Below are 22,017 nucleotides of genomic sequence, written 5' to 3' on the forward strand. Positions count from 1 at the left end.
GTTACTCCTTAATAAAATGAGCTCCAATCGAGACTTGTCTCTCAATTGCAGCTTTTAAAATAGATTTTGCCGTAAGTAGTCTTAAATATAGCAGTCTTCCTACATTTTCTTCTAAAAATTTATCTATTTTTTCAAGTGTAATTTTAAGTGAATCTCTGTCTCTTACTATTGCAGCGTTATCCCACATTAGTTTTCTTAAAGAGTTTTTGATTTCTTTATCTATCTCTTTGTTTCTTGTATATTTTTTCATATTTTTTGTATATTTTGTTTCATCAATTTTAAACTCTTCTTCTAAACTCAATTCAACTGCAATTTTAGAAAATACAATTCCTTCAAGTAAAGAGTTTGATGCAAGTCTATTTGCTCCATGAATTCCATTGCAAGCTACTTCACCAACTGCATATAGGTTTTTCATACCTAGAACTTTTGCATTTATGTCTGTTTCAACTCCTCCCATTGCATAATGGAAAGCAGGAGAAATAGGAACTTTCTCAAAAGGAAGTTCAAAACCTAAATCTTTTAGGTTTGAGTAGATATTTGGAAATCTTTTTTTGAAGAAGTTTTTTTCAAACTTATCAAATGATAAATATATAGAAGAGTTTGTTTTTTTATGATAATCAAAAATTGACCTACTAACTACATCTCTTGGAGCTAGTTCACCATCTTTATGATAATCAAATAAAAATCTTCTATCATTTTCATCAACAATATAAGCACCCTCACCTCTTAAAGCTTCACTTAAAAGTGGTTTTCTAGCAAAGTGAGTTCCTTTTACAACTGTTGGATGAAACTGCATCATCTCCATATCTTTTAATTTAAGTCCTTTTTCAACACATAAACCTTGAATCTCCCCTGCAATAGCAGTAGAGTTTGTATGGTATTTATATATTGAACCAACACCACCACTTGCAATGATAGTATTGTGAGCATAAACTATTTCTTGGTCTGTTTCATTGGTGAAAAATTGAACTCCATAACAAATATCATCTTCAATAAGTAAATCATTTACTACGATATTTGTTCTTATTTCATGGTCACACGTTGAAAGTAAAAATAGGTGAACCATTCTACCTGTAGCATCACCATCTGCATGTAAAATTCTATTTCTACTATGTGCTGCTTCTTTTGTAAAAGCTAGTTCACCATTGTCATCTAAATCAAACTGTAATCCTGCATTGATTAAATCATCAATACAAGCCCTTGAGTTTTCACTTAAAACCCTAACGGCTTCTTTACTGTTTTGATTAACTCCTGCGGTAAGAGTATCTTTTATATGTGGTTCTATATCATCTTTATCGACAGCAGTTGCAACACCACCTTGAGCCCAAAATGTATTGCAGTTCCAAGGGGATTTTTTACAAAGTACTAAAACTTTTTTGTCTTTGGGAATCAGTCTTGCAGCATTTAATCCTGCAACTCCTGTTCCTATAATAATATAGTCATAAACCATTATTTTGATACTTCTTGTTTATTGTCTTCAACATAAGTTGGAGGTGCTTTATAACCACACCCACTAAAAGATAATAAAACTCCTGCTATAATTAGCGTATGAAAAAAATTAACGAAATACTTAGTCATCTTAAGAAAAGTCCTGAATTCAGAAAGATTAATACACAAAAAACTATTCAAGATTTTATTGATTTATTACCACCAAGTTTAAAAAAAGGTGTTAAATTTGCTTATGTAAAAGCTAATATCTTGTATTTTGTATTAACCCATCCTGTTTATAAAATGGAGTTTGAGTATAACAAAGATTTAATAAATACACTATTAAAAAAATATCCCCTAATTGAAGTGAGTCAATTAAAGTTTTTCGTTACAAATAAAAGAGAGAAAAAAGAAGTAAAAAAGGAAGAAAAGTCTTTTTTTACAGAGCGTTCACATGGGATTTTTACAAACTATATTACTGATGAAAAACTTCATGAAAAAGTAGAAGAGATAAGAGCTATTATAAAAAACTCTTGAGAAGCTTTTCTCTTTGCTTATAATCCTTGCAATATCTTTTAACTAAAGCCCAAAAAGCTTTTGAATGATTTTTATGTTCTATATGAGCTAATTCATGTATTACTACATATTCAATTACTTCAAGGGGAAACTGCGTAAGTAAGATATTAAAATTTAATCCATTTTTATAATTACAAGAGCCCCAAGTTCTTTTGTTTTTTCTATATTTTATTGAAGTTGGATAAAGACTCATCTTATTTGCAAACTCTTCTACTAGTTTTGGAATTATTTTTTGAGCTTTTTCTTTATATAATTTATCTAACTCTTCTTCTTTGATATCTTCTAAAGAGTATCTTTCTCCAAGCAATAAATAACTGTTTTTATTTTTTTCTTTTCGTAAAAAAACATCTCTTCTATTTACTATCCACTCTTTTTGTCTATTTATTAAATCAACTGCATCTAATTTTGAAAAATATTTATTAGATGATATCTCTAATAGATTTTTATCTTTAAGTCTGAGATATACGTGTTTATTGGATATTTTCTTCTTGACTATAACATTATAAATTTCATAATTAATTTTAACTTTAAACTCTTCTATCACCTTAAACTGACCACTTTCTAAGTAAACTGTAGTTATAATCATACTTTAAATTTACTAAAGGACAAACATAAAATGAAAATTGCAAGTAGAATGGAAAACCTATCGCCATCAGTTACAATGGCAATTACAGCTTTAGCAAGAGAGCTTAAAGCACAAGGTAAAGACATTTTAAGTTTTAGTGCGGGTGAGCCAGATTTCGACACACCTGAAGTTATCAAAGAAGCTGCTATCAAAGCAATCAAAGACGGTCACACAAAATACACTGCTGTAGAAGGTACCATTGAAACGAAAAAAGCAATTATCAAGAAGTTAAAAAAGGACCACGGATTAGATTACGAGCTAGATGAAATCATCGTATCTAATGGAGCGAAACACTCTTTATTTAACCTATTTCAATGTCTTATCGAAGAAGGTGATGAAGTAATTATTCCAGCTCCTTACTGGGTTACTTATCCTGAGCAAGTAAAATTCTCTGATGGGGTTCCTGTATTTATTGAAACAGACGACTCAACAGAGTTCAAAATCACTGCTGAACAATTAAAAGCAGCAATTACAGATAAAACAAAAATCTTACTTTTAAATACTCCATCTAATCCAACTGGTGCAGTATATTCAAAAGAAGAGTTATTATCTTTAGCAGAAGTACTTAAAGGTACTGATATTTTAGTATTTACTGATGAAATGTATGAAAAAATCATGTATGATGGAAAAGAGTTCACAGCAGTAGCTTCTGTAAGTGATGATATGTTCCAAAGAACAGTAACTATTAATGGTATTAGTAAAGCTGTTGCTATGACAGGTTGGAGATACGGATATATCGCAACTCCACATAAAGCATTAGTAAAAGCTATGACTAAACTTCAAGGTCAAGTAACTTCAAATGTTAACTCAGTAACTTTAGAAGCAGCCGTAGCAGCTTTAGATGGAAGTGCAGATGCTGATATCGAAGTTATGAGAAAAGAGTTTGAAAAAAGAAGAAATGTTGCAGTTGAATCTTTCAATGCAATCAATGGAATCTCTTGTGTTGTACCACAAGGGGCATTCTATCTTTTTGTAAACATTAAAGATATTGGTGGAGACTCAATGAAATTCTCTGCTGATTTATTAGAAAAAGAAGGTGTAGCAGTTGTTCCAGGTCTTGCATTTGGAACAGAAGGTTACTTTAGATTCTCTTTTGCAACTGATTTAGCTACTATCGAAGAAGGTATTAGAAGAATTAAAAAGTTTGTAGAGGAAAATTACTCTTAATATGACCCCACAAAAAAAAGCAACGGTTGTATCAAGTAGCGTTGCAGCAATTCTTACACTAATCAAATTAGTAGTAGGAATTGCAAGTGGTTCAGTTGCTGTTCTTGCTTCTGCCATTGACTCTGTACTTGATATGTTTGTATCTATCTTCAACTATTTTGCGATTAGTAACTCTGAAAAACCTGCCGATAAACACTTTAACTATGGAAGAGGAAAAATTGAAGCCTTAGCTTCTGTTATTGAAGGTACGATTATTTGTATCTCTGGTCTATTTTTACTTTACCAAGCAATTAAAAAAGCAATCAATGGGGAAACTTCACAATACTTAGAGATGTCATTAATTGTAATGACTATTTCAATTGTTATTACAGTAAGTTTAGTTATCTATTTAAATCGTGTAGCAAAACAAACTGGAAGTATGGTTATCAAAGCTGATGCCCTACACTATAAAACAGATGTCTATACAAATGCAGCTGTTTTTGTATCTCTTATTTTAGTAAACTTCACAGGAATTGAACTAATTGACGTAATTGTTGGTGGAGGTATTTCACTTTTTATTATCTATTCTGCTTATGAACTAATCCAAGATGGTGTCTTAGTTTTACTTGATAGAGCTGTTGATGAAGAAATAGTAAAAGAGATAGTTCAAATCATTAAAAATGAAGAGAAAGTAAATACACACCATTTACTTAAAACAAGAGAAGCAGGAAGCCAAACTTTCGTAGAGGTTCATTTAGTATTTGATTGTGTCATTACTCTTATGGATGCCCATAGAGTTTCTGATAAAATAGAAGAGAATATAAAAAGACTGGACCCAAAAAAAGACTGGATTATAAATATTCATATGGATCCTTATGATGACTTTGAAATCAATGAAGAAAAATAGTATACTTATAAAATAAAAAAGTAAATGACTTCTTCATTCATAAGGATTTTAAATGAACTACTTAAAAATACTTGGAGCAAGTGGTAGTAAAACAAAACTTAAAGGAACTACCTCTTTTCAAGTTTTTAAAAGTATTGTAGTTGATGCAGGAAATGTAATCAACTCATTAAGCGATGAAACTCTTTTAATAAATCACATTTTTATTACTCACTCTCACTCTGACCACATAACTGATTTACCTTTTATTATAGAAAGCTTTTATGAAAAAAGAGAAGAGACACTAAAAATATATGCTTCAAAAGAGACATTAAACTCTTTAAAAAAGCATACTTTTAATGATAAAATCTGGCCAGACTTTACAAAAATCAATCTACTTAACAGTGATAAAAAAGCTTTAGAGTTTATTGAAATCCATGAAGAGGAAACAATAAAAATAGAAAACTATGAAATAACTGCAATAAAAGCTAATCATATAGCTGGTGCATATGGATATCAAATTATAAAAGATGATGATACAGGATATCTAATAAGTGGGGATACTTATTCAAACCCTAAAATGTGGGAAATTATAAATAATAACACTAAGATTAAATGTCTTATTGTAGAGTGTTCATTTCCTTCTTATTTAGAACAACTAGCTCAAACAAGTATGCATCTAACTCCAAAGCTATTAAAAGAGGATTTAAAAAATCTAAAAAGAGATGATGTACAAATATTCTTATATCACATTAAACCCTCATATTTTGAAAAGATGGTTGAAGAAATCAATGAGTATGAAATATTAAAAAATGGAGGAAAGATATTAAATGAAGGTGACATAATTCATATTGATACAAAACAAATTGAGTCTGATATTATAAGCCAAAATAAATTTGAAAGAATTATGGATATAAACCTTCAACTTTCAAGTGAACTTGATAAAAGTGTACTTTTTGAAATGATTCTTACTCTTACAAGAGAACTAACTCACTGTGAAGCAGGTACACTATATATTCTATCAAGGGATAAAAAATCCTTAGAGTTTAAAGTAGTTCAAAATGATCCATTAAATATTTTTATGGGAGGAACAAAAGATAATCTAACATGGGATTCTCTACCCTTATATTTAAATGATGGCTCAAAAAACAAAAGTATGGTTGCAGTGGTTGCAGCTTTAGAAAATAGAATTATTAATATTCCAGATGTTTACAATAATGAAGAGTATAACTTCCAAGGAACTAAAGATTTTGATAAAACAACTGGTTATGAATCAAAATCGATGCTTGTAATTCCATTAGTAAATCATGAAGAAGATGTAATTGGAGTACTTCAACTTATAAACAAAACAAAAATCTCAAAATCAAAAATTCCTTTTAATGAGGAAGATGAAAAAGTAATTAAAGCCTTAGCTTCACAAGCAGCAATGGCTTTAACAAATAGTTTTCTAATAAATAGTTTAGAAGACTTTTTAAATGCTTTTGTGGCAACTATTGCCCATGCAATTGATGCAAAATCGAAACATACGAGAAATCATATTGGAAGAGTTGCGAAAGTTGCAAACTATCTTGCTCAAGCAATACATGAAGATAAAACTATCTATAAAGATGTTAGTTATAGTGAAAATGATTTTAGACAAATTGAACTTGCAGCATGGATGCATGATATTGGTAAAATCTCTATGCCTGAATCTGTTATTGACAAATCAACAAAACTAGAAAAAATGATAGATAGAATTGAATTTATAGAAGAAAGAATTGAGATTTTAAAAAGAGATGAAGAGATAAAACTTCTTAAAAATGAAATTACACAAGAAGAGTATGATAAAAATATCAAGAACTTCGATGATGATATTAAGTTTCTAAAAAAAGCTAATATTGGTGGTGAGTTCATGAAAGATGAAGATGTTCAAAGAGTTAAACTAATAGCTCAATATAAATACCAAAAAGAAGGAAAAGAGATAAACTTCTTATCTGAAGATGAAGAGTTTAACCTATGTATAAAAAAAGGAACTCTTACAAATGATGAAAAATCAATAATGAACTATCATGCCCAGCTTTCACTTGATATGCTGTCATCTTTACCTTTCCCAAAAAAATATAAAGATGTATTAAATATAGCTGCAAACCACCATGAAAAACTAAATGGAAAAGGATATCCAAGAGGATTAGATGAATCTCAATTAGCCTTAGAAGATAGAATTATGATTTTAGCTGATATCTTTGAAGCATTAACATCTAATGATAGACCTTATAAAGATGCTAAAAAACTATCTGAAGTATTTAAAATACTCTCTTTTATGGCAAAAGATGGAGAAATAGATGGAGAGCTTTTAAAATTCTTCCATGAAAATAGTGTTTTACTAAAATATGCAAAAGAAGAACTATTTGATTATCAAGTTGATGAAAGTAAACTTTTATTTTAATGAATAAACATAGAAGAAAAGCAATAAAGAAATTTTTACTATACTTTTTTGTATCAATTATTATTGCAGTTTTTTCTTCTTCAATTTATATCTTCTTGCCTAAACTACCTGATTCTATTGATAATAGATTACGAGATACTCTTTTTAATATAAGAGGTGAAATTCCAAATACAGATAATGTAATTATCATAGACATAGATGAAAAATCATTGAGTAAACTAGGTCAGTGGCCTTGGCAAAGAAATAAAATCACTAAAATATTAGAAAACCTAACAGAAAATGAAATAGGACTAATAGCCTTTGATATTGTTTTTGCAGAAGAAGACAATAGTTCTCCCCACAAAATATTTGAAGAGTACAATATTAAAAAAGAAAATATTCCAAACTATGATTTAGAGTTTGCAAAAACAGTTGCTACAACTCCAACAATACTTGGATATATTTTTGAATTAGAAGAGAAAGAACACTTAGCTCAAGGTTCACCTGAAATACCAGCCATAATTGTTGAAAGAAATAAACAACTAGGAGTTGAGTCTTTAATTAAAGCCCATGGAACAATCTTAAATATTCCAATTTTACAAAACAACTCTTATAGTAGTGGCTTTTTTAATAATATCCCTGATAACTCAGGAATTGTAAGAAGTGTACCCCTTGTTATCTCTTATGATGATGTAATCTATCCTTCATTATCCTTAGAAATTTTAAGAGTAATAACTCAAACAAATAAAGTAGTTGTTAATTATGATGAGCAAGGAATTGAAAATATCTCTTTAGGCGATTTACAAATTCCAACTGACAGGCATGGAAGAATTTTAGTTAACTTTAGAGGGAAAGAAGGTAATTTTAAATACTACTCTGCAATTGATATTTATGAAAATAAAATTGATAAAAAAGAGTTAGAAGGTAAAATTGCACTTATAGGAACTTCTGCAGCAGGATTGCTTGATTTAAGAGCAACTCCTTTTGAATCTATTTACCCAGGGGTTGAAGTTCATGCAAACGTTATTGACAATATTATAAAAGGTGATTTTATTTATAAAGCTTCTTGGATAGATGGGGCAAATATCACTTTAATATTTTTCCTTTCTATTATCACTGTGCTTATGATTACTTATACTGCTTTTTGGTTTAAACCTATAGGTACTATTTTTTTACTATGTGGTTTTGGAGTATTTAGTTATTATGTTCTATTCACCCAAGGAATTGTTCTAAATATATTTTTTCCATTGGCTACAATTATTTTTGCAGCTATTATTAGTACCTTGTTTGACTACTTTTATGAGATAAAGCAAGAGGAAGCTATAAAAAAGAAATTTGCATCAAAAGTATCAAAAGAGGTAATGGACAACCTTCTTAAAAATATTGATAGCAATGAGTTTCAAGCTATGGAAAAAGAAGTAACGGTCTTTTTTAGTGATGTAAGAGGCTTTACAAATATCTCAGAACAAATGAATGATGCTAAAAAACTTATTTCATATCTAAATCAGTATATGGAACCTATGAGTAATATAATTACAAAATATGAAGGAACTATTGATAAATATATTGGTGATGCAATTATGGCTTATTGGAATGCTCCAGCAGAGGTAAAAAACCATGCTGACAAAGCTGTTAGTGCATCTTTATATCAAATAAAAGAGCTTGAACCATTAAATAAAAAACTACAAGAAGAGAATAAACCTTTAGTAGATATTGGTATTGGGTTAAATACTGGTCTTGCTATCGTTGGAGAAATGGGAAGTTCTTTAAGAAGTGACTATACTGTTATTGGAGATACAATTAATCTAGGTGCAAGATTAGAGTCACTTTGTAAATATTATGATTCAAAACTAAATATTTCAAACTTTACAAAAGAAAAACTAAAAGAAAAGTATATCTTTAGATTCTTAGATTATGTAAAAGTAAAAGGTAAAAACAAACCTGTAGAGATTTGGCAAGTTATTGATTTTGGAAATGCAGATAAAGTATTACAAGAAGAGTTAGACTTACACTACAAAGCAATAGAACTATATAAAAACTCAAACTTTAAAGAAGCACTAAAGATATTTGAAAAGTTAGAAAATAATGAAAATAAGACAAACAAAAAGATATATAAAATATATATAAAAAGATGTAAAGAGTTTATATTAACTCCACCAAAAGATTTTGATGGAGTTTATAAACACAATACCAAAGCTTAAAAGCTATAAGACAAGTTTGTATTTAAGATATATTTATCATATTCGTATGAATCATGATTTGAGTTAAGGTCTATTATTTTTCCACCCACTTTTAAAGATAAACTTTCAGAAATAGGTTTATGAAACGCTACAGAATAGTTGTAGCTTTTATTTTCTCTTTTTGATTGATAATTTATATCATCATCTAAGTAATCAGTTTTTTTATACGAGATTGATGTTCTAAGAATTGAGTCATCAAAAATATTATAACTATTTTGAAGAGATAAAGAATAAAATTCTCTAGATACATCTGTTCTTTCAGTATATAACCTTAACTCTTTTCCTAAAAGAAGACTAAAGTTAAAAATACCAAATTGTTCACTTGAATATCTTAATGAGTTTAAAAAAGAGTAATGATTGGAACTTCTCTCTTTTTCACCCGTATAGTTAACTTTACCTAGTTTTAAAGAGGTAGTATAAAGTAGGTCTTCAGATAAAATCTTTTTGTAGCTAGGATTTAAGTAATAATTACTTTGGTATTTTTCATGTCCAGAATAAACTAAATCATATAAAACACCTAATGAATAACTATAATCACTTTTATAAACTGTTGGGCTAACATTTAAAGATAATACATGTAAATCTTTTTCTTTAAAATTGTTATACTTCATAAATAAAGGAACTATAGTTGTGTTTAATATAAAATCATCTGATACTCTATATCTATGTAATATAGGTGCTGCAACTTGAAAAATAGTAGCAGACTGCTCTTTTGAATTATTGTCAACTGTGATATTTGTATCTAAAATAGGACTATAGATATCAAAAGTTTTTGAATCTGAACTTGAATTTACATTTGAGTCATACATAATTCCAAATAGAAGAGAAGTATTTAAAGTAGAGTTTTTATTAGTTGATTCAAGGGATTTTATCTTTTCGTTTACTACTTCTTTAAGATTAAGAGGTATATCTTCATTAGATACAGACTTGAACTCATTTAAAGCCTGTTCATATAACTTCATCTTTAAATATGTTTGTGCTAACTCAATTTTAACCTCAGCATTATTTGGTTCATTAAATAAAATTCTTTCATAAACACTTGATGCATACTCATAGTTACCAAGTTCATAAGCACTTCTTCCTAAATAAAAGTTAACAAGAGTATTATTTGATTTTTCATAAGCTAAAGAATCTAATATTTCATAAGCTTTTTGATAATTTCCTTCTTTAAAACTTTTTAATGCACTATCATAACTTTGGTTTGTATTTGCATTTACAAAAGTAAAAAGAAGGGAACTTATAATTAATATTTTTTTCAATATATTTCCTTAATTAATTTTAACATTCTTGACTATATGGATCAGTACATTCATTCTCTTGAATCTCTTCAACTTTATCATCGATGTTTAGATCTAAAAGTTCTCTATTATCTTCAAAATTTTGTTGCTCTGCTATATCTTGAATAGGTATTGTATTATCAAATAAAGGTACTACTGTTTCTCTTTTTATTTTATTAGTTGGATTAGCTTTTAAAAGCTGCTCTCCTTCTAGTTTAAAGCCTTCATCTAATCTATCAAGAGCGTCTTCATTAAATGGTTTTACTTCTAATTTAGTAACTGAATTACCTTTATCAAGTAGTTCTACAAAATGACCTTGAGGAACAAATACACTTTCACCTGTTCTATTGCTAGTTATTATAATCTCATTTCTTAGACAACTTATAATCTCTTCATTACCCAAAATAATAGTTCCTCGAATACCAATTGTTGCATTTTTTGTTCTTAGTTTAAACTTCTCTCTATTTATTTTCCCTATATTTCCAGAGATTGTTTTAAATGCACCCTTAAAAAAATTCAAGTCTGTTTTTGAGTTTTTTGGATTATTTGTATCATAGACATATTCATTTATATCTAATGCAGAGTTCTTACCAATAGTAACAACTGTTTTATCATTAAAAACAATTTGTACTTTTGCATTTTTCTGAGTATAGATAATGTCTTTTTCTTCCAAGACTACGCCCACTTTTGCCGTTATACTATCATTTCCTCTTTTAACATTGGCATCTCCAACAACTGCTGAGATTTTACCAATATTTGCAAAAGCTGAAATAAATAGTAACATCAGTCCTATTATAATTTTCAATTTGTACCCTTTTTAAATAAATACATTATTTTATCTAATTTTTTCAAAAAATAAAAATTTCATAGGTTATTTTATAATTAGTTTAATAATTATTCTTAAAATAGTATATTATGAAGCTTTACAATAATATACAATTTTAACTACTTTTTAGATATTATATCTACCTTTAAATAGATTATTAAACAGACTTAAAACTTAAAAAGTCTTAGGAGAAATATAAGCTTATGGCGTTAATAGACTTACAAAACATTTCAAAGCAATATGATGTAAAAACAATACTTAAAGATGCAAACTTCACTTTACTAGAAGGTCAAAGAATAGCTGTAATTGGTCAAAATGGACAAGGGAAATCAACACTTTTTAAAATCATTATGAATCAAGTTGAACCTGACCATGGCGAAATATCTATTGACAAGTCTTTAAAAATAGAGATGCTTGACCAACAACCGAAATTTAAAACAGGTCTTAAAGTAAGAGATGCCATTGAAGCACAACTTGCAGAGATAAAAGATGCAAAAAAAGAGTATGAAGAATTAACTTTAAAACTAGCAACAGATTATGAAAATCAAGAATTAATAAAAAGACAAAGTCAACTTGCTACTTTTATTGACTTCCACAACGCTTGGGATTTAGATAATACAATTGAAAGAGTGTTAAAAGAGTTTCAGTTAAAACAGTATGAACACAAAGATGTAAATCTTTTAAGTGGAGGAGAACAAAGAAGAGTAAGTTTAGCTGGTTTACTTCTTAAAAAACCTGATATTTTACTTCTTGATGAGCCTACAAACCACCTTGATGTTTATATGGTTGAGTTCTTAGAAAGTCTTCTTTTAAAAAACAACTTTACTCTACTTTTCATTTCACACGATAGATATTTTATTGATAATATTGCAACTTCAGTTGTAGAAGTTGAAGGTGGAAATCTAAAAAGATTTGATGGTGGGTACTCTTCATATTTAGAACAAAAGCAACAAATGCTTGAGAATATGCAAAAAGACCATGAAAACCTTCTTCGACTTGTAAAAAGAGAAGCTCACTGGATGCAAAGAGGTGTTACTGCTAGAAGAAAAAGAAATGAAAGAAGAAAAGCGGAATACTTTGATTTAAAGAAAAAAGCGAAATCAAATCCTGCAGCTATTAAAAAGATGAGCCTAGAACTACAAAGGGAACAAAAAGCATTTAACAACGAAGAGAAACAAAGAAATAAAAAGAAAATGCTTTATGAGTTAGATAATATCTATAAAACTTTAGGTGATAAAGAGTTAATAAAAGACTTTACTACAAGAATCTTACAAAAAGATACTATTGCAATTGTTGGACCAAATGGAAGTGGAAAATCAACTCTACTTAAAATCTTTATGGAAAAACTTGAAATTGATAGTGGAAGACTTAAAAAAGGTGATTTCAATATTGGCTACTTTGACCAACAAAGAGATATGTTAGATGACTCTAAGAACCTTATGGAAACTTTCTGTCCAAATGGTGGGGATAGAGTTGTTTTAGATGATGGAAGAACTATGCATGTATTCGGATATTTAAAAAACTTCCTTTTCCCAAGAGAGTATTTAGACAAAAAAATTGGTGTTTTAAGTGGTGGAGAAAAAAATAGAGTTGCCTTAGCACTTTTATTTACTAAAAATGTAGATTGTTTAATCCTTGATGAGCCAACTAATGATTTAGATATCCCTACAATCAACATCTTAGAAGAGTATTTACAAAACTTTCAAGGAGCACTTATCTTTGTATCTCATGATAGATATTTTGTGGATAAAATTGCTAAAAAACTATTTGTATTTAAAGGAGATGGATTAGTTGAAGAAAGCTACCAACCTTATACTGAATACTTAGAGATAGAAAAAGAATTAAGAGAGTTAGAGTCTTTAGAAAAAGAGAACTCAAAAGAAGAAAGTAACACAAATACAAAATTAACAAACAAAGAGAAAAAGCAAACAAAACTATCATATAAAGACCAAAGAGATTATGACTCTTTGCCAAAAGAGATAGAAGAGTTAGAAGAGCAAATAGAAAAGATAAATGAATGTCTTGCAACTCCTTCTTGTTATGAACAAAAAGGAATAGTAACTGTTTCAAAAGAGCTAGAAGAAGCAGAAGAGATATATGAACAAAAAGTTGAAAGGTTCTTAGAGCTTGAAGAACTTGTTGAAAGTTTTAACAAATAGTTTAAAATAGTTAAGATATAATGAAATATAAATAATTGATAAGGGAATTTTTATGAGTTTAAAACAAAAATTAAAAGATGATTTAAAATTAGCTATGAGAGAAAAAAACATAGTAAAAAGAGACTCTATTAGATCTATTAATACAATGATAAAACAAATTGAAGTAGATGAAAGAAAAGAGTTAAATGATGAAGATATTTTAAAACTTATTCAAAAGGGTATTAAACAAAGAGAAGAAGCAATTACTCAGTATAAAGAAGCATCAAGAGAAGATTTAGTTGAAAAAGAGCAAGAACAAGTAGATGTTTTCAAAGAGTATATGCCACAACAATTATCAGATGAAGACTTAGAAACAGCGATGAAAGAGATTATTGCTGAAGTAGGAGCAACTACAATTAAAGACATGGGTAAAGTTATGGGAACTGCATCTAAAAAACTTGCTGGCGTTGCTGATGGAAAAAGAATTAATGAAATGACAAAGAAACTATTAGGGTAAAACTGTAGTAAAAATTTTTAGGAATAGTACTTATGGAAAAAAATATAAACAGCATTGTAAAAGACACATTAATTAACCTAAAGAAAAAAGGTATTGATGCTACTCCAAATGAGTATCATAAAGAGTTTTGCAAGGTTTCTAAAACTTATAACCTGTCAGTTGCAGAGTGCGAACAGTTTAAAGAATTAATTAGTAAACTTAGCAAAAATGAACAAATCGAGATTGAAGCAAAAGGTATTCAAACTTTTGAAGATATGATTCCTATTTTATTAAATAGAGTTTCAAAGGACAATGTAAATACATTAGCCAAACTATTCCAAGAAGCAGTTACACCATCAATTAGTATTGATGTTGATGAAAACCTAAAAAACTTCTCTATAAAAATAGGAAACTCTCCTGCTTTACTATTTGAAGAAGATATTCAAAAAGAGATGCAAAAGTTTATTACAAAAAGATTTGAGGCTGACAAAAAAGTAGTTAAACAAAAGACTTCTGATATAGCTAAACTACTTACTCTTATGGGGCAGTACTTCAATGATGCTATTCATAGTAGTGGAAAAGGTTCACAAGAAGTTTCTAATATCAAAACTCAAATTGAATCAATTGATATGCAAAAATCAACTGGATTTGAAGAACTTTCTGAACTTCAAACAAAACTTATTGATGCAGCACTAACTATTGAAAGTGAAATGTCTAATGTTGGAGAAAAACTGTCTTCTGGTAAATCAGAAGTTGAGTCCCTAGAGCAAAAAGTTAAAAAACTAGAAGAAGAGCTTAATAAAACAAGAGAACAAAGTGCAAAAGACCATTTAACAGGTGTTTTAACTAGAGGTGCATATGAAGAAGCTATCAAAAAAATAGAGAGTGAATTTGATAGAAATAATACACAATATGCAATTATCTTCTTTGATTTAGACCACTTTAAAAAAATAAATGATACATATGGACATCAAGCAGGAGATATTATACTTTCTACTTTTGCAAAGGTTTTAAATAAAAACACAAGAGAGTTTGATATTGTAGGAAGATATGGTGGTGAAGAGTTTGTTGCAATTGTTCACTTTAACCTAAAAAGAGAACTTCTTAAATATTTAAAAAGAATAAAAACAATCATCAATGACAACGACTTTATCTATAAAAAAGATAAAATCCATGTAACTTTCTCTGCTGGAGTTGCTATTAGAAATAATCATTCCTCATATGAAAATGCTATACAAAAAGCTGATATGCTACTTTATGAAGCAAAAGAAAGTGGAAGAAATAAGATTATAATTGAAGATGGTACAGTTATTTAAACTTCTTTTTGTACTCTCTTTTTTATTCTCTTTTTTAGTTGCAAAAGAAAACTATAAAGATGAAGAGATAAAAAAACTTATAGGAAGAACTATCATTTTAGGTTTTGATAGTTTTTCTTTAAATACTCAATTAAAAAATGATATTAAAAAATATAATCTCGGTGGAGTAATTTTATTTAGTAAAAATTACAAAACTAATGAAATTAAAAATATACAAAACCCCACCCAACTTAAAGCTTTAACTTCAAGTATTCAAAAATATTCAGACTATAAAATATTTATTTCTATTGATCAAGAAGGTGGCAAGGTTCAAAGACTAAATAAAAATAATGGTTTTACTTCTTATCCTACTGCAAAAGTGATTGCTAAAAAATCAAAAGATGAAATAAGAACTATTTACTCAAACCTAGCAGGTGAGTTAAAAGAGTATGGCTTTAATCTAAACTTTGCACCAGTAGTTGATTTAAATATTAACAAAGCAAACTATGTAATAAACAAACTTGAAAGGTCATACTCAAAAGATAGTAAAGAAGTTGTAGATATAGCACAAATATTTATAGAAGAGCAAAAGAAAAATGATATTTATTCTGTTTTAAAACACTTTCCAGGACATGGTTCTTCAAAGGCTGATTCACACAAAGGGTTTGTAGATATTTCAAATACTTGGAGCAAAAAAGAGTTAACTCCATATAAAGAATTAATAGCTAAAAAGAAAGCTGATTTTATAATGACTGCCCACGTTTTTAACAAGCATCTTGATAAAGATTATCCTGGGACTTTATCTCATAATATAAATACTAAACTTCTAAGAAAAAAACTTAACTTTAAAGGTATTATTGTAAGTGATGATTTACAAATGAAAGCAATAGCTAATCACTATACTTTAAAACAAACATTAGAACTAGCTATTAACTCAGGAGTAAATATTTTAGTCTTTGGAAATCAGCTTGGAAATACAAAGCTTGAAACAATAGTTAATACAACTTATGAGTTAATAAAAGAGAAAAAAGTACCTCTTTCAAAGATTATTGAATCAAATAGACTAATCAATAATCTTTTCTTGCCCAATCCTGTATAAAGCAAAATCATATTTTATAGGATCAAAATTATCAAACTCTCTTAACTTTTCAGTGATTAAAATAGCTGATTTTAAATCATAAGTTTTCCTATCAAGTAACCTAAGTTTTTGAGATACTTTAAAAGTATGTGTATCAAGGGGAAGAATTAAATCTTTTTTATCTATACCTTTCCATAAACCTAAGTCAAGATTATCATTTCTAACCATCCATCTTAAGTACATCATCCATCTTTTATATGGAGCATTTCCTATCTCTTTTATCTGTCCTTGTTTATCTCTTTTTAATGGACTTGATACTAAAAAAGTGAAACCTTGAGAACTATAATCTGCTATTTTATGTATTTTTGAAATAAGAATATCAAGAGCTTCTAATATATTATTCTCTTTTTTGTAACTTTGAAAGAATATATCATTTAAACTATCTTCTTGTCTCATACGTCTAAAAGTTTTAAAAATAGTTTTTACATCTTCACTATTTTGAAATCTATAATAAAAACTTTCAAGCTCTTTATCAATAACTTCTTCTTTTTCATTTAGTAAGTCAAAGTTTAAACTATCTAAAAACTTTACTATCAATGAAGCTTTTCCATACCCAAATAAGGCACATAAAAGTATTATATATTCATCTTTATATCTACTTGCAACTAAAAGTGGATCTGGTCTTTCATAAGAAAGCTCACAATTATTATTTCTACTACAAACTTCTTTATCTAAAAGTTCTTTTATATTTTGCATTTTTTTCCTATATTTTAACTTTTGGTATAATACCATCTTAAAAAAAATAAGAAATAAATTGGACAATAAATGCAAAATATTTTTATAACAGGATGTTCCACTGGAATAGGATTTCAAACAGCACTTACTTTAAAAGAAAATGGCTACAAAGTTTATGCAAGTGCTAGAAAAGAAGAAGATGTACAAAAACTAAAAGAGCTAGGCTTTGATGCACTTAAAGTTGATGTGACTATCAAAGAAGATATAACAAAAGCTTTAGAATATATTTTAGAAAAAGATGAAAAACTAGATGCTATCTTTAATAATGCTGGATATGGACAACCAGGAGCTGTTGAAGATATCACAACTGAAACTTTAAAAGAGCAGTTTGAAACAAACCTTTTTGGATTATATGAAGCTACTATCCAAGCTATGAAAATCTTTAGAAAACAAGGCTTCGGAAAGGTTATTCAGCACTCTTCTGTGCTAGGTATTATTTCACTAAAATTTAGAGGTGCATACAATGCTTCTAAATATGCTATTGAAGGACTTGCTGACACTATGAGACAAGAAGTTAGTGCTAGCAATATTTATATCTCTACAATAAACACAGGACCAGTAACTTCAAAATTTAGAGAAAATGCTCTTAAAAAGTTTAATCAAAATGTAGATATAGAAGATAGCTTCTTTACTCCTATATATAAAAAAGAGTTAAAAGATAGGCTTGAAAATGATAAAGATACAACACCTTTTAATCTTCCAGCAACTTCAGTTGCAAATGTTGTATTAAAAATTATGCAGACACAAAAACCAAAACCAAGATACTATGTTACAAAGGCTACTTATATTTTAGGTTTTGCAAAAAGAGTATTAAGTACAAACTTACTTGATAAGCTTTTAAATAGAATATAAAAAAGAGGTTTCCCTCTTTTTTATTAGTTGTTCATATAAGGTTTTCCGTAGAATCTTATTACTAAATAAATGATTGCTAATCCAAGAGGAAGCAATACATAAACAGACACACCAAATGCTGCTGGTAAATACCCACAAACAATCGCTACAAAACCTACAAATAACGCATATGGTAACTGTGTAGAGATGTGGTCCATATGATTACAAGAAGATGCCATAGATGATAAAATAGATGTATCAGAGATTGGAGAACAATGGTCTCCAAAAATAGCACCTGTTAATACAGCCCCAACATTTAATACAATATAACTATGTAAATCAGTTCCCTCTAATCCAGTATGAATTCCGATTGCACTTGCTAATGGAATAGTTAAAGGCATTAAAATACCCATTGTTCCATATGAAGTTCCAGTTGAGAAAGAGATAATAGAACCAAGTACAAAAATAATAGTTGGTAAAATAAACTGTGGAGTAGAATCAGATAACATTGTTACAAGATACTGTGCAGTTCCTAATTCTTTCATAACAGCAGATAAAGACCAAGCAAGGATTAAAATTACAGCTGTAATTACAAGTGCTTTTGCACCATAAACCCAAGTTTCAATTGCTTCATGTAAAGAGAATACTTTTTGTTGTAATCCCATACCAATAGCAACTAAAGAAGCTAATAATGCTGCCTCAAAAATAACAATAGATGCATCAGCTGCACCAAAAGCTTCTCTAATTGAAACAAAAGAGTATGGATCAGCTTGAACAGCTTTTAACGTATCACCTTCTAATCCACTTACACCATTGATATAGAAACCAACAATTGCAACTACGATTAAAACTGCAATTGGAATAATTGCATTGAAAATCGAGTATTTAACTCCCTCTTTTGGCATCATGAAAGAGTTTTCTTGATTCATAAGTGTTGAGTCAGTTTTTGGATTTGTTACTTCACCTTTTTCATAAGCTCTTTTAGCTGCTGTATGCATAGGACCAAACTCTCTTAATGATAATGCAGATATAAATACAAATGCTAACATTAAGATGTTATAGAACCGGTAAGGAAGAGTTTCAACAAAAACTGCAAAAGCATTTACTTCAGGCTGACCAATTGTTTCATAAGCATCCTTGATTAAAGAAAGCTCATATCCAACCCAAGTTGAAATTAATGCTAATCCTGCAATAGGAGCAGCAGTAGAGTCAATAATAAATGCTAATTTTTCTCTAGCAATTTTTAATTTATCAGTTACTGGTCTCATAATTGGACCTACAACTAAAGAGTTTGCATAATCATCAAAGAAGATAAAAAATCCCATTACCCAAGTATAAAACTGTGCTGTTGCAGGAGTTTTAGCTTTTTCGGCTAATTTTTCAGCAATTGCTCTTGGTCCACCCATTTTAGTAATAACAGCAATCATACCACCAATAGTAAGTACTTGCATGATAATACCTGCATTCCAAGAATCTGCCATAGAACCAACCATTTTTCCAGACATATCAACAAATGCATTAAAGAAACTTGCAAAGATATTTGCACCACCAATATTTACCATAAATGTTCCAGTAAATATACCCATAAAAAGGGAGAAGATAACATTTCTAGTAACAAAGGCTAAAACAATTGCAACCAATGGTGGAAGCAGTGTTAAAGCACCATAAGTCACAGCATTATCTTTTCCTTCAGCAAAGAGAGCTATCGGTAAAATAGCTAATATTAATAATGATTTTATAGTACTACTCAAAGTAATCCTTTAGTAAAAAAGTCGGGAATTATAGCATTAATTATTTGAAAGTTACAAAAAAGTTTCAAAAATTATTACAATAATCTACAAAAAACTATTTTATGTACTTTGTATCTCTTTTGTATTAAATTTTTGTTGTAAGTAATCAGATATTTGCATTAAACAAAAAGTTATCAAAAATATCATAAGTCCAGGGAAAAAACTAACCCACCAAGCAATATCCATAACAGCTTTTCCATCACTTAATAAACTACCCCAAGACATTTGTGGAGGATTTACACCAAGCCCTAAAAAAGATAGTCCTGACTCAGCTAAAATTGCACCACCTACTCCAAAAGTAAATGAGATAAGAAAAATAGGTGCTAAAAGTGGAGCAAAGTATTTAAATATAATCTTTGTCTTAGGTACATTTGCAAGTTTCAAAATCTTGATAAAAGGTTGATTTCCTATAGCAAAACTCTCACTTCTGATAAGTCTTGCCATTCCCATCCAGCCAGTTATTGAAATAACTATTACTAAAACTAAAATAGAAGCTTGAATATAAGCAACCAATGCAAGAAGTAAAAAGAAAGTTGGAAAAGTTAGAAAAAGGTCTATTAGAATAATTATTGCCTTATCAACTTTACCTTTGAAAAAAGCTGCATTTATACCAATGAAAAGTCCTATAAGTGAAGCAATACTTGCACTTAAAAAACCTATTATAAGTGAAGTTTGTCCACCTTGTAAAACCCTTGCAAAAATATCTCTTCCTAATCTATCCGTTCCCATAATATGTTCAAAAGAAGGAGCAAGTAGTATTTTTGAAGGGTTTAATTCATATGCAGATACAGTGTAAAAAAATGGCAAAAAGAATACTAGTAAAACTAAAGAGATAAGTAATCCAAATGCCACCTTTGCCATAATCTAAGCTTCGCTACTTTCAAAATAAGATAAAGAGCTTTTACCAAATTTTTTAGTTCTTTGAAGAGTAAATTTACCTAAAGTCTCTGGAATCTCAAGAGTTGAAACATGCTCAATTACTATTAAATAGATATTTTCATTTTCAATATTTCTAATCATATCAAAAGATTTTTCATAAATCTCTTCCATTCCATCTCTGTAATCAAAGGGAGGGTCAACATATAATACAATCTCATCTTCACTGTTTTTTAGACTATCTAAAATAGCAGGAGTTTGAGAAAATGTATCTCCAAAAAAAGTTTGACACTTTTGAGGTTCTACTGCTTTACAATTGTTTGTTAAGCATCTATATGAATTTTTGTCAAGCTCTACAAAATAAGCTTTTTTAGCATCTCTACTAATGGCTTCAAGTCCAATACTTCCACTTCCTGCGAAGCTTTCAACAAATACTTTATCGATAATATCAAATTGTAAAACATTAAAAAGTGACTCTTTTAATCTTGCCTTAGAACTTCTTGTAACATTAAGAGAAGGTAGTTCTAACACTTTTCCTTTATATTTTCCCGCAATAATTTTTGTAGTTGGTTTATTGTTTTTCATAATACTCTTATTTTTTAAATTTTTTTTTGTATTATAGTAAAAGTTAATTAAGTATTTGTTTTATTATGTTTTTAATATTAATTTTATTATAATTATCTATATTATTTAAGGAAAAATTATGATTGTAGTACCTGCAACACAAAGTAATTATTATTTTACTAACAATGAATCTAAAAAAGAAACTTCAACTGAAAATAGTATCTTTGAGGATGAACTTTCAAATACACAATCAAAAGAAGAAGAGATAAAACCACTAAAAGTTGAAAAATCAACAAGAGAACTTGTAGAAGATATTATTTCACTATTAAAAACTGGTTTCACAAAAGATGAACTAGAAATGATTGAAAAGTTAAAAGAAGCTATTCTTGAAAAAATCAAAGAAGAGCAAGAAAATGGAACTGGTGATGTAAAAGCTATTGAAAACTTACTAGATGAACTTGAAAAAATGATTGCCGAGTTTAAGAAGTCTGTAAATGGCTCTGATATAAAAGATGCAGATGAAATCAAAGAAGAAAAAGATAATTTAGGTAAAGGTAGTGAATTATCAGGGGCTCTTAAAGAATCAATTTTAAAATTAGAAGAGTTATCAGCTGAAATAGTAGAACTTAAAAAACTAAAAAAAGATGATACTCAACATATCAATACTCAAGAAGAACTACTTTTAATACAAGAGCTAAAAAAAGCATAAAATACCTTACTGTTAAACTTAGGTTTAACTTCTAATAATA

General features: G+C 28.7%; 19 protein-coding genes. 11 read left to right on the forward strand and 8 right to left on the reverse strand.

Annotation, left to right across the window (positions count from 1 at the left end; all coding sequences use genetic code 11):
* Position 1: 1 nt before the first annotated feature.
* A complete protein-coding gene (gene nadB / locus CRV02_RS06010) occupies positions 2-1,450 on the reverse strand; it encodes an L-aspartate oxidase (protein WP_129089571.1) in 1,449 nt (482 codons plus the stop codon).
* A gap of 98 nt (positions 1,451-1,548) precedes the next feature.
* On the opposite strand from nadB, the gene CRV02_RS06015 reads away from it, so the two are divergent.
* On the forward strand, positions 1,549-1,965 hold the full coding sequence (locus CRV02_RS06015) for a DUF721 domain-containing protein (protein WP_129089572.1): 417 nt from the start codon (positions 1,549-1,551) through the stop codon (positions 1,963-1,965).
* Here the strand turns inward: CRV02_RS06015 and CRV02_RS06020 are convergent.
* Positions 1,949-2,590: a M48 family metallopeptidase gene (locus CRV02_RS06020; protein ID WP_129089573.1), complete on the reverse strand. Its 642-nt coding sequence runs from the start codon at positions 2,588-2,590 to the stop codon at positions 1,949-1,951. The two genes, CRV02_RS06015 and CRV02_RS06020, sit on opposite strands and share 17 nt — an antisense overlap.
* A gap of 30 nt (positions 2,591-2,620) precedes the next feature.
* Between CRV02_RS06020 and CRV02_RS06025 the strand changes: the two genes are divergently transcribed.
* The 4 genes from CRV02_RS06025 to CRV02_RS06040 are packed head-to-tail and all read left to right on the forward strand — an operon-like array spanning position 2,621 to position 9,263.
* Entirely contained in the window at positions 2,621-3,796 is a 1,176-nt protein-coding gene (locus CRV02_RS06025; RefSeq protein ID WP_129089574.1) for a pyridoxal phosphate-dependent aminotransferase, read from the forward strand.
* A 1-nt stretch (position 3,797) separates the two neighbouring features.
* Complete coding sequence (locus CRV02_RS06030) at positions 3,798-4,682, forward strand: cation diffusion facilitator family transporter (RefSeq protein WP_129089575.1); 885 nt, start codon at positions 3,798-3,800, stop codon at positions 4,680-4,682.
* Positions 4,683-4,734: 52 nt separating this feature from the next.
* Positions 4,735-7,083 (forward strand): HD domain-containing phosphohydrolase, encoded by a 2,349-nt coding sequence (locus CRV02_RS06035; protein WP_129089576.1) that lies wholly within the window; start codon positions 4,735-4,737, stop codon positions 7,081-7,083.
* Positions 7,083-9,263, forward strand: coding sequence for a CHASE2 domain-containing protein (locus CRV02_RS06040; RefSeq protein ID WP_258239240.1), 2,181 nt, complete (start codon positions 7,083-7,085; stop codon positions 9,261-9,263). The genes CRV02_RS06035 and CRV02_RS06040 overlap by 1 nt, the downstream gene beginning before the upstream one ends.
* Here the strand turns inward: CRV02_RS06040 and CRV02_RS06045 are convergent.
* Both CRV02_RS06045 and CRV02_RS06050 read right to left on the reverse strand, forming a co-directional pair.
* Positions 9,260-10,561 (reverse strand): tetratricopeptide repeat protein, encoded by a 1,302-nt coding sequence (locus CRV02_RS06045; protein ID WP_129089578.1) that lies wholly within the window; start codon positions 10,559-10,561, stop codon positions 9,260-9,262. The two genes, CRV02_RS06040 and CRV02_RS06045, sit on opposite strands and share 4 nt — an antisense overlap.
* 19 nt (positions 10,562-10,580) lie before the next feature.
* On the reverse strand, positions 10,581-11,384 hold the full coding sequence (locus CRV02_RS06050; RefSeq protein ID WP_129089579.1) for a FecR domain-containing protein: 804 nt from the start codon (positions 11,382-11,384) through the stop codon (positions 10,581-10,583).
* 224 nt (positions 11,385-11,608) lie between these two features.
* Between CRV02_RS06050 and abc-f the strand changes: the two genes are divergently transcribed.
* Genes abc-f through CRV02_RS06070 form a run of 4 tightly spaced genes read left to right on the forward strand, consistent with a single transcriptional unit; the run spans position 11,609 to position 16,433 of the window.
* Positions 11,609-13,564, forward strand: coding sequence for a ribosomal protection-like ABC-F family protein (gene abc-f / locus CRV02_RS06055; protein WP_129089580.1), 1,956 nt, complete (start codon positions 11,609-11,611; stop codon positions 13,562-13,564).
* A gap of 52 nt (positions 13,565-13,616) precedes the next feature.
* Positions 13,617-14,060, forward strand: coding sequence for a GatB/YqeY domain-containing protein (locus CRV02_RS06060; protein ID WP_129089581.1), 444 nt, complete (start codon positions 13,617-13,619; stop codon positions 14,058-14,060).
* A 32-nt stretch (positions 14,061-14,092) separates the two neighbouring features.
* Positions 14,093-15,355, forward strand: coding sequence for a GGDEF domain-containing protein (locus tag CRV02_RS06065; RefSeq protein ID WP_129089582.1), 1,263 nt, complete (start codon positions 14,093-14,095; stop codon positions 15,353-15,355).
* A complete protein-coding gene (locus tag CRV02_RS06070) occupies positions 15,339-16,433 on the forward strand; it encodes a glycoside hydrolase family 3 N-terminal domain-containing protein (protein ID WP_129089717.1) in 1,095 nt (364 codons plus the stop codon). The genes CRV02_RS06065 and CRV02_RS06070 overlap by 17 nt, the downstream gene beginning before the upstream one ends.
* Here the strand turns inward: CRV02_RS06070 and CRV02_RS06075 are convergent.
* Positions 16,398-17,168, reverse strand: coding sequence for a TIGR02757 family protein (locus CRV02_RS06075; RefSeq protein ID WP_258239241.1), 771 nt, complete (start codon positions 17,166-17,168; stop codon positions 16,398-16,400). The genes CRV02_RS06070 and CRV02_RS06075 overlap by 36 nt on opposite strands.
* A gap of 69 nt (positions 17,169-17,237) precedes the next feature.
* Here CRV02_RS06075 and CRV02_RS06080 point away from each other — a divergent pair, with 69 nt between their 5' ends.
* Complete coding sequence (locus CRV02_RS06080; RefSeq protein ID WP_129089584.1) at positions 17,238-18,059, forward strand: SDR family NAD(P)-dependent oxidoreductase; 822 nt, start codon at positions 17,238-17,240, stop codon at positions 18,057-18,059.
* A gap of 23 nt (positions 18,060-18,082) precedes the next feature.
* Here the strand turns inward: CRV02_RS06080 and CRV02_RS06085 are convergent, their stop codons facing one another.
* From CRV02_RS06085 to rsmD, 3 genes are all read right to left on the reverse strand, one after another.
* Positions 18,083-19,789 carry a Na+/H+ antiporter NhaC family protein gene (locus tag CRV02_RS06085; RefSeq protein WP_258239242.1) on the reverse strand — a complete coding sequence of 569 codons (1,707 nt, stop codon included), beginning with the start codon at positions 19,787-19,789 and terminating at the stop codon, positions 18,083-18,085.
* 99 nt (positions 19,790-19,888) lie between these two features.
* The gene (locus tag CRV02_RS06090; protein ID WP_129089586.1) at positions 19,889-20,689 is read right to left on the reverse strand and encodes an ABC transporter permease; all 801 of its coding nucleotides are present in this window, start codon (positions 20,687-20,689) and stop codon (positions 19,889-19,891) included.
* Between the two features lie 3 nt (positions 20,690-20,692).
* The gene (rsmD, locus tag CRV02_RS06095) at positions 20,693-21,289 is read right to left on the reverse strand and encodes a 16S rRNA (guanine(966)-N(2))-methyltransferase RsmD (RefSeq protein WP_129089587.1); all 597 of its coding nucleotides are present in this window, start codon (positions 21,287-21,289) and stop codon (positions 20,693-20,695) included.
* 118 nt (positions 21,290-21,407) lie between these two features.
* Here rsmD and CRV02_RS06100 point away from each other — a divergent pair, with 118 nt between their 5' ends.
* On the forward strand, positions 21,408-21,977 hold the full coding sequence (locus CRV02_RS06100; protein ID WP_129089588.1) for a hypothetical protein: 570 nt from the start codon (positions 21,408-21,410) through the stop codon (positions 21,975-21,977).
* Positions 21,978-22,017: the final 40 nt, after the last annotated feature.

The organism is Arcobacter sp. CECT 8989 (assembly GCF_004116715.1).
Lineage (GTDB): Bacteria > Campylobacterota > Campylobacteria > Campylobacterales > Arcobacteraceae > Halarcobacter.

Excerpts from the sequence above, each read along its gene's own strand:
- nadB (WP_129089571.1), bottom strand. The coding sequence starts at position 1,450 with ATGGTTTATGACTATATTATTATAGGAACAGGAGTTGCAGGATTAAAT.
- CRV02_RS06015 (WP_129089572.1), top strand. The coding sequence starts at position 1,549 with ATGAAAAAAATTAACGAAATACTTAGTCATCTTAAGAAAAGTCCTGAA.
- CRV02_RS06020 (WP_129089573.1), bottom strand. The coding sequence starts at position 2,590 with ATGATTATAACTACAGTTTACTTAGAAAGTGGTCAGTTTAAGGTGATA.
- CRV02_RS06025 (WP_129089574.1), top strand. The coding sequence starts at position 2,621 with ATGAAAATTGCAAGTAGAATGGAAAACCTATCGCCATCAGTTACAATG.
- CRV02_RS06030 (WP_129089575.1), top strand. The coding sequence starts at position 3,798 with ATGACCCCACAAAAAAAAGCAACGGTTGTATCAAGTAGCGTTGCAGCA.
- CRV02_RS06035 (WP_129089576.1), top strand. The coding sequence starts at position 4,735 with ATGAACTACTTAAAAATACTTGGAGCAAGTGGTAGTAAAACAAAACTT.
- CRV02_RS06040 (WP_258239240.1), top strand. The coding sequence starts at position 7,083 with ATGAATAAACATAGAAGAAAAGCAATAAAGAAATTTTTACTATACTTT.
- abc-f (WP_129089580.1), top strand. The coding sequence starts at position 11,609 with ATGGCGTTAATAGACTTACAAAACATTTCAAAGCAATATGATGTAAAA.
- CRV02_RS06060 (WP_129089581.1), top strand. The coding sequence starts at position 13,617 with ATGAGTTTAAAACAAAAATTAAAAGATGATTTAAAATTAGCTATGAGA.
- CRV02_RS06065 (WP_129089582.1), top strand. The coding sequence starts at position 14,093 with ATGGAAAAAAATATAAACAGCATTGTAAAAGACACATTAATTAACCTA.
- CRV02_RS06070 (WP_129089717.1), top strand. The coding sequence starts at position 15,339 with ATGGTACAGTTATTTAAACTTCTTTTTGTACTCTCTTTTTTATTCTCT.
- CRV02_RS06075 (WP_258239241.1), bottom strand. The coding sequence starts at position 17,168 with ATGCAAAATATAAAAGAACTTTTAGATAAAGAAGTTTGTAGTAGAAAT.
- CRV02_RS06080 (WP_129089584.1), top strand. The coding sequence starts at position 17,238 with ATGCAAAATATTTTTATAACAGGATGTTCCACTGGAATAGGATTTCAA.
- CRV02_RS06090 (WP_129089586.1), bottom strand. The coding sequence starts at position 20,689 with ATGGCAAAGGTGGCATTTGGATTACTTATCTCTTTAGTTTTACTAGTA.
- rsmD (WP_129089587.1), bottom strand. The coding sequence starts at position 21,289 with ATGAAAAACAATAAACCAACTACAAAAATTATTGCGGGAAAATATAAA.
- CRV02_RS06100 (WP_129089588.1), top strand. The coding sequence starts at position 21,408 with ATGATTGTAGTACCTGCAACACAAAGTAATTATTATTTTACTAACAAT.